The 17,998-nt window shown below is 69.1% G+C and carries 13 protein-coding genes; 12 read left to right on the top strand and 1 reads right to left on the bottom strand.

What is annotated here, in order from left to right; genetic code table 11:
• The 6 genes from DJ74_RS14205 to lpdA all read left to right on the top strand — a co-directional run bounded on the left by DJ74_RS14205 (position 1) and on the right by lpdA (position 6,756).
• A complete protein-coding gene (locus DJ74_RS14205; RefSeq protein ID WP_094525435.1) occupies positions 1-663 on the top strand; it encodes an RPA family protein in 663 nt (220 codons plus the stop codon).
• Positions 664-788: 125 nt separating this feature from the next.
• Positions 789-1,211 (top strand): CopG family transcriptional regulator, encoded by a 423-nt coding sequence (locus DJ74_RS14200; RefSeq protein WP_094527661.1) that lies wholly within the window; start codon positions 789-791, stop codon positions 1,209-1,211.
• Positions 1,212-1,546: 335 nt separating this feature from the next.
• Positions 1,547-2,650: a pyruvate dehydrogenase (acetyl-transferring) E1 component subunit alpha gene (gene pdhA, locus DJ74_RS14195; protein WP_094527681.1), complete on the top strand. Its 1,104-nt coding sequence runs from the start codon at positions 1,547-1,549 to the stop codon at positions 2,648-2,650.
• On the top strand, positions 2,651-3,637 hold the full coding sequence (locus DJ74_RS14190; RefSeq protein WP_094525437.1) for an alpha-ketoacid dehydrogenase subunit beta: 987 nt from the start codon (positions 2,651-2,653) through the stop codon (positions 3,635-3,637).
• 48 nt (positions 3,638-3,685) lie between these two features.
• On the top strand, positions 3,686-5,329 hold the full coding sequence (locus tag DJ74_RS14185; RefSeq protein ID WP_094527660.1) for a 2-oxo acid dehydrogenase subunit E2: 1,644 nt from the start codon (positions 3,686-3,688) through the stop codon (positions 5,327-5,329).
• Complete coding sequence (gene lpdA / locus DJ74_RS14180) at positions 5,329-6,756, top strand: dihydrolipoyl dehydrogenase (protein WP_094527659.1); 1,428 nt, start codon at positions 5,329-5,331, stop codon at positions 6,754-6,756. Before DJ74_RS14185 ends, lpdA begins: the two co-directional genes overlap by 1 nt.
• 40 nt (positions 6,757-6,796) lie before the next feature.
• Here the strand turns inward: lpdA and DJ74_RS14175 are convergent, their stop codons facing one another.
• On the bottom strand, positions 6,797-6,994 hold the full coding sequence (locus DJ74_RS14175; RefSeq protein ID WP_094525440.1) for a heavy-metal-associated domain-containing protein: 198 nt from the start codon (positions 6,992-6,994) through the stop codon (positions 6,797-6,799).
• Positions 6,995-7,126: 132 nt separating this feature from the next.
• Here DJ74_RS14175 and DJ74_RS14170 point away from each other — a divergent pair, with 132 nt between their 5' ends.
• The 6 genes from DJ74_RS14170 to polC all read left to right on the top strand — a co-directional run bounded on the left by DJ74_RS14170 (position 7,127) and on the right by polC (position 17,809).
• Positions 7,127-7,726: an AsnC family transcriptional regulator gene (locus DJ74_RS14170; protein ID WP_094527658.1), complete on the top strand. Its 600-nt coding sequence runs from the start codon at positions 7,127-7,129 to the stop codon at positions 7,724-7,726.
• 552 nt (positions 7,727-8,278) lie between these two features.
• Positions 8,279-10,999 carry a heavy metal translocating P-type ATPase gene (locus DJ74_RS14165; RefSeq protein WP_094527657.1) on the top strand — a complete coding sequence of 907 codons (2,721 nt, stop codon included), beginning with the start codon at positions 8,279-8,281 and terminating at the stop codon, positions 10,997-10,999.
• A 266-nt stretch (positions 11,000-11,265) separates the two neighbouring features.
• A complete protein-coding gene (locus tag DJ74_RS14160) occupies positions 11,266-11,592 on the top strand; it encodes a DUF5783 family protein (protein ID WP_094525443.1) in 327 nt (108 codons plus the stop codon).
• A gap of 95 nt (positions 11,593-11,687) precedes the next feature.
• Positions 11,688-12,065 carry a NifU family protein gene (locus DJ74_RS14155; protein ID WP_094525444.1) on the top strand — a complete coding sequence of 126 codons (378 nt, stop codon included), beginning with the start codon at positions 11,688-11,690 and terminating at the stop codon, positions 12,063-12,065.
• Between the two features lie 190 nt (positions 12,066-12,255).
• Positions 12,256-12,675, top strand: coding sequence for a PPC domain-containing DNA-binding protein (locus DJ74_RS14150; RefSeq protein WP_094525445.1), 420 nt, complete (start codon positions 12,256-12,258; stop codon positions 12,673-12,675).
• Positions 12,676-12,691: 16 nt separating this feature from the next.
• Positions 12,692-17,809 (top strand): DNA polymerase II large subunit, encoded by a 5,118-nt coding sequence (gene polC, locus DJ74_RS14145; protein ID WP_094527656.1) that lies wholly within the window; start codon positions 12,692-12,694, stop codon positions 17,807-17,809.
• The last annotated feature ends 189 nt before the right edge of the window (positions 17,810-17,998 follow it).

Below are 17,998 nucleotides of genomic sequence, written 5' to 3'. Positions count from 1 at the left end.
ATGAGTCAATCCGCACCCACCCGAGAGGTCGCCCGGCGCGTGTTCGCGAGCGAGTTCAACGACGCCGGCTACACGTTCACCGAGTCCGACGACGAGCGCGCCCCCGTCTACGCGCTCCTCCCGACGGGCGAGTCCTCGAACCGCGTCTTCTTCGTCGGCACCCTCACCGAGAAGGAGGACGTCGGCGAGGACAGCGAGTACTGGCGCGGCCGCATCGTCGATCCGACGGGCACGTTCTTCGTGTACGCCGGCCAGTACCAGCCCGAGGCCGCCTCCAAGCTCCGCGACCTGGAGCCGCCCGCCTACGTCGCAGTCGTGGGGAAACCCCGGACGTACGAGACCGACGACGGCACCGTCCGGGTCTCCGTCCGCCCCGAGTCGATCACCGAGGTCGACGCCGCCACCCGCGACCGCTGGGTCGCCGAGACGGCCACGCGGACGATCGAGCGCGTCGCCGCGTTCGACGACGACGGGAACGAGTACGCGCGGATGGCCCGCGAGGAGTACGACCTCGACCCCCAGACGTACAAGGCCGCCGCGCTGTCGGCGCTGGAGGACCTCGACGAGGGCGACGAACTCGCCGGCGACGCCGCGGACGAGGACCGCGCCGACGGCGACACCGCCGGCGACGCGACGGATCCGGCCGGAACGCCGGAGCCCTGACCGGCGGCGGCCGACCGCCCAGACGGACCGATCGGGCGCTTTAGGTCCGTAACGCCCGCTATTTCCCCTTTTCGTGGCACCGTCTGACAAACGCTTAAGTAGATAGCGCGACCACCGTTCCGGCAATGGGCAACAAGAACAAGACGATCTCGTTCCGCGTCAACGAGGACGCGTTCGAGGCGCTCCGAGACATCGCCGAGGAGCGGGACATCTCGCTGTCGGCGGTGTTCCGGGACTACGTGGACACGCTCGTTGCCCACGACGGACAGGTCCGCGCCGTCCCGGAGGCGGAGCTCAAGAGCGCGGGCGAGCCCGGCGAGTCGTTCCCCCCGCGCGTCGAGGTCCCGAAGAGCTTCATCCGCGAGCACGAGCGGCTGGAGCTGGAGGCCGACCACCTCCGCGAACAGCTGGACGAGTACAAGCGGTACGTCAATCACCTCCGCGAGCAGCTCGACGACGACGGGGAGGACGTGATCCACCTAGAGGACCTCGACGGCGAGCGCGACGACCGCGGCGAGCGCGACGAACCCTCCTTCCGGCTCGGGTGATCTGCCGCCCCGACGGCCGCCGGTTCCGCTCCGATCGATCCCGCCGAGCCGCGGCGTCGCCTCCGGCCGCCGTCTTCGCCCCGACCGATCCCGCCGAGCCGCGGCGTCGATCTCTCGGAAAACCTTCCCGTTTGTCCGTTACTGTTCGTGGAAACCGCCGAGTCGACGAAAATATTGCCGGCCCTGACGAGATTTGTTCAAAAACGTCCGGTTCTCTGGGAATCTGATGGACAGTTTCTCAGCGCGCCCACCGATTTCTGATTATAATAAACTATGTACGAAAACGATATTACCCGGGCGGCGAACCGTTCTGACATGAACAGGTGGGTTCCACGGTGAGCGTATTCGACAGGGCGTACGACGACCCGGTCCGCGTGATCGACGAGGACGGCGAGGTCGTCGGCGACGTCCCCGATCTCGACGACGGGGAACTCGTCGAGATGTACCGGCACATGCGGCTCGCGCGTCACTTCGACGGCCGGGCGGTGAGCCTCCAGCGACAGGGGCGGATGGGGACGTACCCGCCGCTGTCGGGACAAGAGGGGGCTCAGATCGGTTCCGCGACGGCGCTCGCCGAAGACGACTGGATCGTTCCCTCGTACCGCGAGCACGGCGCGGCCCTGGTCCACGGGCTCCCGCTGAAACAGACCCTCCTCTACTGGATGGGCCACGAGTCCGGCAACAAGGCGCCGGCGGACGTCAACGTCTTCCCGGTCGCCGTCCCCATCGCGTCGCAGGTGCCCCACGCCACGGGCGCGGCGTGGGCCGCGAAGCTCCGCGGGAGCGACGAGGCCTTCCTCTGTTACTTCGGCGACGGCGCGACCAGCGAGGGCGACTTCCACGAGGGCGTCAACTTCGCCGGCGTGTTCGACACGCCGACCGTCTTCTTCTGTAACAACAACCAGTGGGCGATCTCGGTACCCCGCGAGCGGCAGACCCGGAGCGCGACGCTGGCGCAGAAGGCGGAGGCGTACGGGATCGACGGCGTGCAGGTCGACGGGATGGACCCGCTGGCGGTGTACAGCGTCACGACGGCCGCACTGGAGAAGGCGCGCGACCCGGAGACGGACCGGCCGCGCCCGACGCTGATCGAGGCGGTGCAGTACCGGTTCGGCGCGCACACGACCGCCGACGACCCCACCGTCTACCGCGACGACGACGAGGTCGAGCGCTGGAAGGCGAAGGACCCGATCCCGCGGCTGGAGGCGTACCTCCGCTCGGAGGGGATCCTCGACGACGAGCGGGTCGCGGAGATCGAGGCCGCGATCGAGGAGCGCGTCGCCGACGCGATCGACGCGGCGGAGGCGGCCGCGCGGCCGGACCCGAGCGAGCTGTTCGAGCACGCGTACGCGGAGCTCCCGCCCGAGCTGGAGCGGCAGTACGAGGAGTTCGCGGCGTTGCGGGAGACGCGCGGCGACGAAGCGTTCCTGGAGGAGTAAATGAGCGACACACAGAACCTCACCGTCGTACAGGCGGTACGTGACGGGTTGTACAGCGAGATGCGCGAGGACGACGACGTCCTCGTGCTCGGGCAGGACGTCGGGAAGAACGGCGGCGTCTTCCGGGCGACCGAGGGCCTCTACGACGAGTTCGGCGGCGACCGCGTCGTCGACACTCCGCTGGCGGAGTCGGGCATCGTCGGCTGCGCGGTCGGCATGGCCGCGATGGGGCTCCGCCCGGTCCCGGAGATCCAGTTCTCGGGGTTCATGTACCCCGGCTTCGACCAGATCGTCTCCCACATGGCGCGGTTCCGCGCCCGGAGCCGGGGCCGGTTCACCCTCCCGATGACCCTGCGCGCCCCCTACGGCGGGGGGATCCGCGCGCCGGAGCACCACTCGGAGTCGAAGGAGGCGTTCTACGCCCACGAGGCCGGCCTCAAGGTCGCCATCCCCTCGACGCCGTACGACGCGAAGGGGCTGCTCGCGGCGTCGATCCGCGATCCCGACCCGGTCGTCTTCCTCGAACCGAAGCTCATCTACCGCGCCTTCCGCGACGAGGTGCCCGAGGAGCCGTACACGGTGCCCCTCGGCGAGGCCGCGACCCGCCGCGAGGGCGACGACGTGGCGGTGTTCACCTACGGCGCCATGACGCGCCCGACGCTGGAGGCCGCCGAGAGCCTCGCCGAGGAGGGGATCGAGTGCGAGGTCGTCGACCTCCGCACCGTCTCTCCGCTGGACCGCGAGGCGATCGTCGACGCGTTCGAGCGCACCGGTCGCGCGGCCGTCGTCCACGAGGCGCCGAAGACGGGCGGGCTCGCCGGCGAGATCACGGCGATCATCCAGGAGGAGGCGCTGTTGTACCAGGAGGCGCCCGTGAAGCGCGTCACCGGATTCGACGTGCCCTACCCGCTGTACGCGCTGGAGGACTACTACCTCCCGACCGCGGCGCGGATCGAGGACGGCATTCTGGAGGCGGTCGAGTTTTAAGATGGCTCCCGCGGAGATCCACCACATGACAGTCCCGGAGGTCGACGCATGACGGTCGAGGAGTTCAGACTGCCGGACGTCGGCGAGGGCGTCGCGGAGGGCGAGTTGGTGTCGTGGCTCGTCGCCCCCGGCGACCGCGTCGAGGAGGACCAGCCGGTCGCGGAGGTCGAGACCGACAAGGCGCTCGTCGAGGTCCCGTCGAGCTACGACGGGACCGTCGAGGAGCTGTTCGTCGAGGAGGGGGAGATGGTCCCGGTCGGCGACGTGATCATCTCGTTCCGCGTTGACGGCGCGGAGGCGGACGCGGACGACTCCGGCTCCGCCGACGAGGGGGCCGTCGACGAGACGAGCCCCGACGCGAGCGAACCGGAAGCGGCAGACGAGTCGGAGGCGGCAGACGAGTCGGCGCCGGCGACCTCGTCCGGCCGGACGTTCGCGCCGCCGTCGGCCCGTCGGCTCGCCCGCGAGCTGGGCGTCGACGTCGCGGCCGTCGACGGGAGCGGTCCCGGCGGCCGCGTCACCGAGGCCGACGTGAGAGCGCACGCCGAGGCAGCCGACGAAGACGCCGCGAGCGGCGGCGGCGACGCGCCCGAACCGCGGCCCGCGCCGACCCCGACAGATGTCGACTCCGGCGACCGGAAGTCCGCCGTGCGCAAGCGCGGCGAGGGGGGCACCGCCGAGCCCTCGGTGACCGCCGATGCCGGGTCGGCGCCCGAGCCGGCCGGTCGCGACACGACGCTCGCGACGCCGGCGACCCGGAAGCTCGCCCGCGACCTCGACGTCGACATCGACGATGTGCCGACCGACGAGACCCGCGACGGCGAGGCGTTCGTCACGGGCGAGGACGTGCAGGCGTACGCGGACGCCCCGGAGTCGGAGACGGCCGAACCGGAACCCACGCCCGAACCGGTCGACGTCGACGCGGGCGCGGAGCCCGCCGCGAGCGATACCGCCGCCGACCGGGCCGCCGCCGCGACCGAGACGGGCGCGTCCGCCGGCGACGAGACCGTTCCCTACCGGGGCGTGCGCCGCACCATCGGGGAGCAGATGGAGCGGTCGAAGTTCACCGCGCCGCACGTCACCCACCACGACACCGCCGAGGTCGACGCCCTCGTGGCGGCGCGCGAGGAGCTGAAGCCGAAGGCGGACGCCGAGGAGGTGAAGCTCACCTACATGCCGTTCGTGATGAAGGCGATCGTCGCGGGGCTGAAAGAGCACCCCTATCTCAACAGCGAACTGCGCGAGGACGACGGAGAGATCGTTTTGAAAAAGGAGTACAACCTCGGAATCGCGGTCGCGACCGACGCCGGGCTGATGGTCCCCGTCGTCGACGACGTCGACGAGAAGGGGATCTTCGAACTGGCCGCGGAGGTTCGAGACCTCGCCTCCCGCGCCCGCGATCGCAAGCTCAAGCCCGCCGAGATGAAGGGGAGCACGTTCAGCGTCACCAACTTCGGCGCCATCGGCGGCGAGTTCGCCACGCCGATCATCAACTACCCAGAGACCGCGATCCTCGGGCTCGGCGCCATCGAGGAGCGCCCCGTCGTCCGCGACGGCGAGGTCGTCCCGGCGCCGACGTTACCGCTGTCGCTGTCGATCGACCACCGCGTCGTCGACGGCGCGGTGGCGGCCGAGTTCGCGAACACCGTAATGGAACACCTTGAACACCCGCTGCTGCTGTTGACTCAATAATGGTCGTCGGAGACATCGCAACCGGAACGGAGGTACTGGTGATCGGCGGCGGACCGGGCGGCTACGTCGCCGCCATCCGCGCCGCACAGGAGGGGCTCGACACGACGCTCGTCGAGCGCGACGCGTACGGCGGCGCCTGTCTGAACCGCGGCTGTATCCCCTCGAAGGCGCTGATCACGGGGAGCGGGCTCGCTCATGAGGCGGGCAACGCGGAGTTCATGGGCGTCCACGCGGACCCCGCCGTCGACATGGGGAAGATGGTCGAGTGGAAGGACGGCGTGGTCGATCAGCTGACGAGCGGCGTCGAGAAGCTCTGTAAGGCGAACGGCGTCAACCTCGTGCCCGGGACCGCCTCCTTCGTCGACGAGCACACGGCCCGCGTCGCGCACGGCGGCGAGGGGCAGGGCTCCGAGTCGATCGAGTTCGAGCACGCGGTCGTCGCCACGGGCTCCCGCCCGATCCAGATCCCCGGCTTCGACTTCGCCGAGGACCACGTCTGGACCTCCGCCGACGCGCTCGACGCCGACACGGTCCCGGACCGGCTCGGGATCGTCGGCGGCGGCTACATCGGGATGGAGCTGGCGACCGCGTACGCGAAGCTCGGCGCCGACGTGACGGTCGTCGAGATGCTGGACGACATCCTCGACCCGTACGAGGACGACGTGAAGCGGATCGTCCGCAAGCGCGCCGAGGAGCTCGGCGTCGAGTTCGGCTTCGGCGAGGGCGCGAGCGAGTGGTCGGAGGCCGCCGACGGCGGCTACCTCCTCCACACGGAGACGGACGAGGGCGAGGAGTCGAGGTACGGCGTCGACAAGATCCTCGTCGCGGTCGGCCGCCAACCCGTCACCGACGGGCTCGACCCGGAGAACGCCGGGATCGAGACGGACGACCGCGGGTTCATCGAGACGGACGACCGGACGCGGAGCGCGGTCGACCACGTCCACGCCGTCGGCGACGTGGCGGGCGAGCCGATGCTCGCGCACGCGGCCTCGAAGGAGGGGATCGTCGCCGCCGAGGTGATCGCCGGCGAGCCGGCCGCGCTCGACCAGCAGGCGATCCCCGCGGCCGTCTTCACCGACCCCGAGATCGGGACGGTGGGACTGACCGAGAGCGAGGCCGAGGCGGAGGGGTTCGACCCGGTCGTCGGCGAGATGCCGTTCAACGCCTCCGGCCGCGCGATGACGACGGGTCACACCGAGGGGTTCGTCCGGCTCGTCGCCGACGGGGAGACCGGCTTCGTGCTCGGCGGGCAGATCGTCGGGCCGGAGGCCTCCGAGCTGGTCGCCGAGGTCGCGCTCGCCATCGAGATGGGCGCGACGCTGGAGGACGTGGCGGCGACGGTCCACACGCACCCCACGCTCGCGGAGGCGGTGATGGAGGCCGCGGAGAACGCCCGCGGACAGGCGATCCACACGCTGAACCGGTAGGAGCGAGGCGTCCGAGCGGACGCCGATCGCGCGGTTCGTTTCAGGGAGACGCGTCGTAGCCCGCCTCGCTCACCGCGGCCACGAGCGCGTCCGGATCCGCGTCGCCCTCGACCGTCGCGGACGCGCTCTCGCGGTCGGCGGTCGCTCCTTCGACGCCGGCGACGCCCTCCAGCGCTTCCTCGACGCTCTGCTCGCAGTGGTCACACGACATCCCTTCGACGGTGAGCGTTCGGCTCATGGTACCCGCTCGTACGTGTGGGAGACGTTTTTCGCTTGTCGCTTCGCGACCGGGGATATCTGTTCATTCTGACTTCGGAATCCGAAGCGAATCCGGGTAACTGTCTTGTATCGCGAGGCTGTCTCTCGCGACATGAGAGACCTCGACGAGACGGACTTGGAGATCCTCTCGCTGCTGGCCGAGGACGCCCGGCGCCCGTACAGCGAGATCGGCGACCGCGTGGGGCTCTCGGGGCCGGCGGTCTCGGACCGCGTCACGCGGCTGCAGGAGACCGGCGTCATCGAGGGGTTCACGGTCGACGTCGACCGCACGAAACTGCGGGCCGGCGTCCCCGTGCTGATCGACGTGGAGCTGCCGCCGAACCGCCCCGAGGCGCTCGGCGCGGCGCGGGACCGCGTCCGCGAGGCCGACGCCGTCGAGCACGTGTTCGTCACGGCCGAGGGCGATCTGCGCGTGTACGGTCGGGTCGAGGGGCGGAACGTCCGGGAGTGGGTGCAGGGGCTGCTCGAGGGGGTCGCCGTCGAGGAGTACGCGGTCACGCTGGTCGACGAGTTCGAGTGGACGCCGTCGATCGAGGGCGTGGAGTTCGCGCTGACCTGCGCGGAGTGTTCCAACACCGTCGATAGCGAGGGCGAGACGGCCCGAATCGACGGCGACGTCTATCACTTCTGTTGCCCGTCCTGCCTGTCGCGGTTCCGAGAGCGATACCAGCGGCTGGAGGAAGGGGCGTGATAGGGTGCATGAGCGGGTGACCGCGGATCGTCGGTGAACGCCTGCGACGTCCCAGTCGCTCGTTTATAAGTGATTGCTGATGGTGGAGCGGCGGTGAACGCCTCCAAAGCCCCAGCCGTGAGGGAGACGCACGCTCGCTGCGGTCCTCAGTCACTCGTTTCACTCGCTCTTGCGGTCCTTACCTCGCCTGCGTCTCCCTCACGGCTGCCCCTTTGATTCCCAACCCGCACCGCAACCGCGCCTCACGCCTCCCCAGCCTCGTCAGTCGCCGTCGCTTCGCTCCGGCGACTGACTCCCTCGCACGCGCTCTCGCCGGCGGCGTAGCCGCCGGCTGTCAGAGGGACCTTCGGTCCCTCGCTACTCGCGCCCTGCGGGCGCTCGGAGGCGCGCGCCATCGTACTCCATTTAAATAAACATCGTCGATCGCTTCGGTTTCTCGTCTCTCCGATTTCTCGGACACAACGGTCGCTTTGGATTCGAATCTTTCGACCCGGCTAAACCCCCGATATCGAAGCAGAAAACCGCCTAAGGGAGGGACACGTAGTAGTAGACATGCCAACGAGAACAGCCTACCTGAACGTCACGGGCATGTCCTGCGCCAACTGCTCGGCGACGATCGAGGACGCCCTCGCGGACCTCGACGGGGTGGTCTCGGCGAACGCCAACTACGCCACCGACGAGGGGTCCGTCGAGTACGACCCCGAGGAGGCGTCGCTCGGCGAGATCTACGCGGCGATCGAGTCGGCCGGCTACGGCGCGGTCAGCGAGACCGTCACCGTGGCGATCGCGGACATGTCCTGTGCGAACTGCGCGGAGGCCAACGCGGAGGCCCTCGAATCGACGCCCGGCGTGATCGAGGCGACGGTGAACTACGCGACCGACGAGGCGCAGATCAGGTACAACCCCGCGGACGCCTCGCGCTCCGACCTCTACGACGCGATCGAGTCGGCGGGGTACTCGCCGGTTCGCGAGGGCGGCGCCGACGGCGACGCGGGAGCGTCCGGAGGGGAAGCGAGCGAGAGCGGCGACGCCGGGCAGGACGCCCGCGACGCGGCCCGCGAGGAGGAGATCAGCAGACAGCTCCGCCTGACCCTCTTCGGGGCGGCGCTCGCGGCGCCGCTGCTGCTGTTCATGGCGGACCACCTCCTGCTCGACGGGGCGCTGTTCCCGGAGACCGTCTTCGGCGTCCGGATCGGCTGGGTGCAGTTCCTGCTCGCGACGCCGGTGCAGGCCGTCTTGGGGCGCCCGTTCTACGAGAACTCCTACAAGGCGCTGGTGACGAACGGGCGCGCCAACATGGACGTGCTGATCGCGCTCGGCTCCACGACCGCGTACGCCTACTCGGTCGCGGTCCTCGCCGGGCTCGTCGCCGGGAGCCTCTACTTCGACACGGCGGCGCTCATCCTCGTGTTCATCACGCTCGGTAACTACCTCGAGGCCCGCTCGAAGGGGCAGGCCGGCGAGGCGCTCCGGAAGCTCCTGGAGATGGAGGCCGATCGGGCCACCCTCGTCGACAGAGCGGCGTCGGAGACGCCGCATGCAGACGGCGAAGCCGTCGACGAGGACGGGACCGAGCGGGAGGTCCCCGTCGACGAGGTCGCGGTCGGCGACCGGATGAAGGTCCGCCCGGGCGAGAAGGTCCCGACCGACGGCGTCGTCGTCGACGGGCAGAGCGCGGTCGACGAGTCGATGGTGACCGGCGAGTCCGTCCCGGTCGAGAAGGGCGAGGGCGACGAGGTGATCGGCTCGACGATCAACGAGAACGGCGTGCTCGTGGTCGAGGCGACCAAGGTCGGCGCCGACACCGCGCTGCAGGGGATCGTCCGAACGGTGAAGGAGGCGCAGTCGCGCCAGCCCGAGATCCAGAACCTCGCCGACCGGATCTCCGCGTACTTCGTCCCGGCGGTCATCGTCAACGCCCTGCTGTGGGGGGGCGTCTGGTACCTCTTCCCCGAGACGCTTGCCGGGTTCGTGAACGCGCTCCCGCTGTGGGGGCTCGTCGCGGGCGGCCCGGCGGTCGCGGGCGGCGCCGTCTCGATCTCCGAGTTCGCGATCGTCGTGTTCGCCTCCGCGGTGCTCATCGCCTGTCCCTGCGCGCTCGGGCTGGCGACGCCCGCCGCGACGATGGTCGGCACCACCATCGGCGCCGGCCACGGCGTCCTGTTCAAGGGCGGCGACGTGCTCGAACGCGCCAAGGACGTCGACACCGTCGTCTTCGACAAGACCGGGACGCTCACCGAGGGCGCGATGGAGCTGACCGACGTGGTCGCGTTCGACCGCGACGGGGAGCCCGTCCCCGACGGCGGCGCGGCGCGGCACGTCGACCCCGACGACGACCTCGGGGACTCCGACGGCGACCGCGACGCGGAACGCGAGGTGCTCCGGACCGCCGCGATCGCCGAGCGCGGCAGCGAGCACCCGCTCGCCCGCGCCATCGTCGAGGGCGCCCGCGAGCGCGGCCTGGAGGTCCCCGAGCCGGACGACTTCGAGAACGTCCCCGGTCACGGGGTGCGCGCGACCGTCGAGGGCGAGGCGGTCCTCGTCGGAAACCGCAAGCTACTGGCCGACGAGGGGGTCGACGCCTCGTCCGCCGCCGAGACGATGGAGCGCCTCGAAGGCGAGGGGAAGACGGCGATGCTCGTCGCTCGCGTGCCCGCTGGCACGAGCGGCGGCGACCTGATCGGCGTCGTCGCCGACGCCGACACGGTCAAGCCGAGCGCCGCCGACGCCGTGGCGGCCCTCCGCGACCGCGGCATCGACGTGATGATGATCACCGGCGACAACGAGCGCACCGCCCGCGCCGTCGCCGAACGGGTGGGTATCGACCCCGAGAACGTCCGGGCGGGCGTCCTGCCCGAGGACAAGTCCGACGCCGTCGAGGCGATCCAAGACGAGGGCCGGCAGGCGATGATGGTCGGCGACGGCGTCAACGACGCGCCGGCGCTCGCGGTCGCGCACGTCGGCACCGCCATCGGGAGCGGTACCGACGTGGCGATCGAGGCCGCGGACGTGACGCTGATGCGCGACGACCCGCTCGACGTGGTGAAAGCGATCCGCGTCTCGGACGCGACCCTCCAGAAGATCAAACAAAACCTCGTGTGGGCGCTCGGCTACAACACGCTGATGATTCCGCTGGCCTCGCTCGGCCTGCTTCAGCCCGCGCTGGCCGCGGGGGCGATGGCGCTCTCCAGCGTGAGCGTGCTGACGAACAGCCTGCTGTTCCGGCGGTACGAGCCCGACCGCGACTACCGGCTGCTCGGCCGGCTGCGGTAGTCGCCGTCGCGGACGCCGTTTTCAGCGCGGCACCGTCGTCCTCGGCCGAACGCCGTTTCCAGCGCGGCACGTCCGACCCCGATTGAACGGCATCCCTCTCTGTGCTATTTTGATATAGCATCATGAGATTTACCACGTGATCGACCCTCGATTCGCCGCTCTCAGGAACCGACCCGTTTCCGGCACCTGAGCCGTCTCTCCTTGGCGTTCGTCGGTTCCCGACCGCGATCGACCGGCTTTTTCCTCGCCGTACCGTTCGATCAGGTATGGCCGACGAGTTCGATCCCGAGAAGTTCGAGGACAAGTACGCCCACTACTTCCAGGAGCTCCAGCGCGCGTACAAGAACGCGTTCAACCACATGAACGAGCGCCGCGACTCCCAGCTGATCCACGGGATCGACCAGACGATCCTCAACGAGTCCGAGCCGTTCTACGAGGACGGCGAGTTCTACGTCGAACTCCCCGAGAACCCGCGCGATCGGATGGAGGGCGTCCTCGTCGACGACGAGACGTTCGAGGAGACGCTAGACGAGTACGTCGAGCGGATCGAAACGGAGCTCCACCGGACGTTTCAGGTCGACCGGCCGGAGTAGCGATCGCGGCCGGCTCGTCGTTCGAGACGTCGGTTCTCGCGGTTCGAGTCCGGTCGAACCAAAGGCATAAGCCCGCCGACCGCCAAATCGCTGGCATGAGCACGGACACAGCCGACGCGGAAAACGAGCTTCGCGAGCGGATCACGAACTTCCTGCGGCGCAACTTCCCGCAGATTCAGATGCACGGCGGGAGCGCCGCGATCAGCCACCTCGACCGCGAGAACGGCGAGGTCACGATCCAGCTCGGGGGCGCCTGCTCCGGCTGCGGTATCTCGCCGATGACGATCCAGGCGATCAAGTCCCGGATGGTCAAGGAGATCCCGGAGATCGAGACGGTCCACGCCGACACCGGCATGGACTCCGGCGCCGACGGCGACCTCGGCGGCACCAGCAGCGACGGCATGTCCCCGTCGTTCCCCGGTGAGACGACCGACGACGGCGGCGACGACGAAGGCCCGCAGGCCCCGTTCTGAAGCCGGTCCCGGTACCTCTCGACTCTCCCTCTTCTCGCGATTTCGACGCCGGAGCGGCTCGCCTCTCCATTGCTCGCCGTAGCGCCATCGCTTATGAATAAATCGGATATCGCTATATCAACTTTCTCAGGACCGGTCAGGCGCACCGCGACTGAAGCCTTTTTGCCCCCGGCCATCGTGGACGGTTCCTATGCACCACCGGGAAGTCGAGACGACGGCGGAGTACGTGGCTCGATTCGAGACCGGCGCCGACTGGCGCGAGGAGATCGAGGACCTCGCCCGCGCGGAAGACGTCGAGGCGGGCTGGTTCACGGCGCTCGGCGCCGTGCAGGACGCGGACGTCTGGTTCTACGACCAGGAGGACACCGAGTACCAGTCCGTGACCTTCGACGAGCCGCTGGAGGTCGCCGCCTGCGTCGGGAACGTCTCGCTGCTCGACGGCGAGGTGTTCGCGCACACCCACGCCGTGCTGTCGCGGCCGAGCGGACAGGCGCTCGCCGGGCACCTCGACTCCGGGACGGTCTGGGCGGGCGAGTGTCACCTGCGGGCGTTCGACGAGCCGCTGGAGCGGTCCCACGACGCGGTCACCGACCTCGACTTATGGCTGTGAGGCGGATCTCGCGGCGATGAGGCCCGACGACGAGCGGTACTTCGCCCGGATCGAAGACAGGCTCGACGAGGCGCTGGCGCTCGCGGAGACGGCGAAGGGACAGGGGTACGACCCGGAGCCCGAGGTAGAGATCCCCGTCGCTCGCGACATGGCCGACCGGGTCGAGAACATCCTCGGCATCGACGGCGTCGCGGAGCGCGTCCGCGAGCTGGAAGGTGAGATGTCCCGCGAGGAGGCGGCGCTGGAACTCGTCACCGACTTCGTCGAGGGGACGGTCGGCGACTACGACTCCCGCGCCGGGAAAGTCGAGGGCGCGGTCCGGACCGCGGTCGCTCTCCTCACCGAGGGCGTCGTCGCCGCGCCGATCGAGGGGATCGACCGCGTCGAACTGCTGGAGAACGACGACGGCACCGAGTTCGTCAACGTCTACTACGCCGGGCCGATCCGGTCGGCGGGCGGGACCGCGCAGGCGCTTTCCGTCCTCGTCGCCGACTACGCCCGGTCGCTGCTGGGCATCGACGAGTACAAGCCGCGCGACGTGGAGGTCGAGCGCTACGCCGAGGAGATCGCCCTCTACGACAAGGAGACCGGGCTCCAGTACACGCCGAAGGACAAGGAGTCGAAGTTCATCGCGGAGCACATCCCCATCATGCTCGACGGGGAGGCGACGAGCGACGAGGAGGTCTCCGGCTTCCGCGACCTCGAACGGGTCGACACGAACTCGGCGCGCGGCGGGATGTGCCTCGTCGCCGCCGAGGGGATCGCCCTGAAGGCCCCGAAGATACAGCGGTACACCCGCGACCTCGACGAGGTTGACTGGCCGTGGCTCCAGGACCTGATCGACGGGACGATCGGGAAAGACGGCTCCGGCGAGAGCGACGCCGACGCATCGGCGGACGACGGTTCGGAGGCCCCGGACGGCGAATCGGGAGGGGAGGGCGACGACAGCGACGCCGAGAGCGACGAGGGAGGCGTCGAAACGGCGGGAGACGAACCCGACGGTCCGCCCCGGGCGAAACCCTCCCAGAAGTTCCTCCGGGACCTGATCGCGGGCCGCCCGGTGTTCACCCACCCGAGCGAGGCGGGCGGGTTCCGGCTCCGGTACGGTCGCGCGAGAAACCACGGGTTCGCGACCGGCGGGGTCCACCCGGCGACGATGCACCTCGTCGACGACTTCCTCGCGGCCGGGACGCAGATCAAGACGGAGCGCCCGGGCAAGGCCCACGGGGTCGTCCCCGTCGACTCCATCGAGGGGCCGACGGTCCGGCTCGCCAACGGCGAGGTCCGACGCATCGACGACCCGGAGGAGGCGAAGGAGGTCCGCAACGGCGTCGAGAAGGTGCTCGACCTCGGCGAGTACCTCGTCAACTACGGGGAGTTTGTCGAGAACAACCACCCGCTCGCGCCCGCTTCCTACGTGTACGAGTGGTGGGTGAAGGAGTTCGCCGACGCCGGCGCCGACGTACAGGCGATGGCGGACGACCCCCACGTCGACCTCGAACGCCCCGACGCCGACGAGGCGCTCGAGTGGGCGCGCGAGTACGACTGCCCGCTCCACCCGGAGTACACCTACCTCTGGCACGACGTGTCGGTCGCGGCGTTCGAGGCCCTCGCCGAGGCGGTCGCCGACGGCGACGTGGTCGAGGGCGTCCTCGCGATCGAGTGCACGGAGGCGACGCGGACAGCGTTGGAGGCGCTGCTGGTCGAGCACGCCGCGACGCCCGACGCCCTCCGAATCCCGACGTGGCGCCCGCTCGCGCGGTCGCTCGGGGTCGACGACGGCCTCCGGAAGACGTGGGACGACGGGGACCTCTCGGCGGCGGCCCGCGAGTGGGACGGCGGCGAGAACGCGGTGAAAGCCGTCAACGAGGTCGCGCCGTTCGAGATACGGGAGCGCGCGCCCACTCGGATCGGCAACCGGATGGGTCGCCCCGAGAAGTCGGAGAGCCGCGACCTCTCCCCGGCGGTCCACACGCTGTTCCCGATCAACGAGGCCGGCGGCCCCCAGCGCGACGTCGCCGAGGCCGCGAGCGTGATGGACGACTCGGGCCACCGCGGCCGGCTGGAGCTCCAGGTGTCGGACCGGGTCTGCCCCGACTGCGGCGAGCACACCTACAAGGCCCGGTGTCCGGACTGCGAGGTCCACACCGAGCCCCACTACGAGTGCAACGACTGCGGGACCGTCTGCGAGCCCGACGAGGCCGGCCGCGTCGAGTGCCCGCGCTGCGAGTGGGAGGTGCGGGCGGCGACGTATCAAGAGGTCGACGTAAACGACGCGTACCGCTCCGCGCTGGAGACCGTCGGCGAGCGCGAGGCCTCCTTCGAGATCCTGAAGGGGGTCCAGGGGCTCACCTCGCGGAACAAGACCCCCGAGCCGATCGAGAAGGGAATCCTCCGCGCGAAGAACGGCGTCACGTCGTTCAAGGACGGCACCGTCCGGTACGACATGACCGACCTCCCGGTCACGTCGGTCCGGCCCGAGGAGCTGGACGTCACCGCCGACCACCTCCGGGAGATCGGCTACGAGACCGACATCGACGGCGAGCCGCTGCGCCACGACGACCAGCTCGTGGAGCTCCGGGTGCAGGACATCGTCCTCTCCGACGGCGCCGCCGAGCACATGCTGCGGACCGCCGACTTCGTCGACGACCTCCTCGAGCAGTTCTACGGCCTCCCCCGCTTCTACGAGGTGAACGAGCGCGACGACCTCGTCGGCGAGCTCGTCTTCGGGATGGCGCCCCACACGAGTGCGGCTACTGTCGGGAGAGTGGTCGGATTTACCTCGGCCGCGGTCGGATACGCTCATCCGTACTTTCACGCCGCGAAACGGCGGAACTGCTTCCATCCGGAGACGAAGCTCTGGTACGAGGACGAGAAGGGACACCTCCGCTACGACACCGTCGCGGAGTTCGTCGAGGCGTATCTCGGGCAGTCGGACGTGGAGTTCGACGACTTCGGGACGGCGATCGGGAAGCTAGAAGGCGTCGACGGCGACCTGCACGCGCCTGCCCTAACCTCTGACGGTGACAGGGTCTCCCGCCCGATCGAGGCGGTCAGCAAACACCCGGCCCCGGATCACCTCGTGCGAATTCGAACAGAGACCGGCCGAAGCATAACCGTCACGCCGGATCACGGGGTTCACGTGTACGACGCCGATCGGGACGAAATCGTCGGCACGGAGGCGCGGGACCTCTCTCCGTCTGACAGGGTGGTCGTTCCGGACTCCGTCGGGAGCGACGGCGGCGAGCGAGGCTCTCGGCGCTTCGATCTGCTCGGCGAGTTCCTTGAGTCCGACGCGGTTCCGACGGACCGGCTCATGGTGAAGGGACTGGATAAAGACCGGTTGTACGAACTCTTCGAGGACGCGTTCGCGGACGACTGGGACGGACGGTTCTACCCCCTCCAGAGCATGACCGAGGTGTTCGACACGAACAAGAAAACCCTGAGCAACTACCTGTACCGCGAGAGCTTCCCAGTGTCGTATCTCCGGCGCTGTTTCGCTTCGACAGAAGAACTCCTCGAGTTCGTCCCAGAGGACGCGACGCTCGGCATGAAACGCGACCGAACCGAGATCGATCGGTTCGTCGAACTCAACGACCGCGTGGCGACGCTGCTCGGCTACTACGCCGCCGAGGGATTTGCTCGCGAACAGGAGACGCCGAAGGGAACGATTCACCAGACGACGATCTGTGGGACCGAGACCGAGGCGAGAGCGTTCTTCCTCGACGTCCTGCGCGAGGAGTTCGGCACCGACCCGTACGAAGAGAACCACGCGAAAGTGACGGTCTCTGGTCGCCTCCTTCGCGCGTTCTTCGACTCCGTCCTCGACGGGGGGGTGTACGCGCGCACCAAACGCGTCCCGGATCCGATTTTCGACGCTTCCGAGTCGATCGTCGGCGCGTATCTCCGCGGCTACTTCAGCGGCGACGGCGGCGTCGACGAGGGCTCGCTTCGGATCACGGCGACGACCGTGAGCGAAGAACTTCGCGAGGACCTGCTCGGCCTGCTCAGACGACTCGGTATCCACGCGACCGTCGATCGACCGGATCGAGTGCGCCTCCACGACAAGTTCCCGGAGTTCTATGACGAGGACGACCCCCGACTGAACGCACAGACGTACGTGCTCAGCGTCTCTTCGCGTGACGCCGTCCGTTTTGCCGAAGTCGCCGGGTTCCACCTCTCCCGGAAAGCGGACCGATTGGCTGAGAACGTCTCATCCGTCGAACCGTACGCTTCGACGGTGTCGGATGGCGGTGCCGGCGATTACGGTACCGAAGCCATCGCCGAGATAGACACCGTCGAGAGCGACACCGACCACGTCTACTGTCTCACCGTCGAGGACACGCACTCGTTAGTCGCGAACGATCTGTCGGTCGATCAATGTGACGGCGACGAGGATTGCGTGATGCTGCTCATGGACGGACTTCTCAACTTCTCGAAAGAGTTTCTCCCCGACCAGCGCGGCGGGCGCATGGACGCGCCGCTCGTGATGTCCTCGCGGATCGACCCCTCCGAGATCGACGACGAGGCGCACAACATGGACATCGTGCGCGAGTACCCGCGCGAGTTCTACGAGGCGACGCTCGAGCTGACGGACCCGGAGGAGCTGGAGGATCGGATCCAGCTCGGCGAGGACACGCTCGGGACCGACGAGGAGTACCACGGGTTCGACCACACTCACGACACGACGGACATCGCGATGGGGCCGGACCTGTCGGCGTACAAGACGCTCGGCGACATGATGGAGAAGATGGACGCGCAGCTGGCGCTCGCTCGGAAGATCCGCGCGGTCGACGAGACCGACGTGGCCGAGCGGGTCATCGAGTACCACTTCCTGCCGGACATCATCGGGAACCTCCGCGCGTTCTCGCGGCAGGAGACGCGGTGTCTCGACTGCGGCGAGAAGTACCGTCGGATGCCCCTCTCGGGCGACTGCCGCGAGTGCGGCGGGCGCGTGAACCTCACCGTCCACCAGGGGTCGGTGAACAAGTACGTCGACACCGCCATCGAGGTCGCCGACCGGTTCGGCTGCCGGCCCTACACGAAACAGCGACTGAAGGTGTTAGAGGAGTCGCTCGAATCGATCTTCGAAGACGACACGAACAAGCAGTCCGGTATCGCGGACTTCATGTGACGGTCGCGGCCGCGGCACGCGTGCCGCCGCAGCGCGGGACGCAACGGCACGCGTCCGGTCCCGCCGGGAAGGGGGGCTCCCGGCGGCGGACCGGGGGATGACATCGGCAGGGTTCTCGGGTGACTTCCAAGTGAGTGTGCCTCTCGCCGAGCGGGCGGGGTGGAAGTCATCTGTATTTGCGTCTCCGCA

The sequence above is a fragment of the Halorubrum sp. Ea8 genome (assembly GCF_002252925.1).
GTDB lineage: Archaea > Halobacteriota > Halobacteria > Halobacteriales > Haloferacaceae > Halorubrum.
This window is presented reverse-complemented; position numbering and strand designations above follow the sequence as displayed.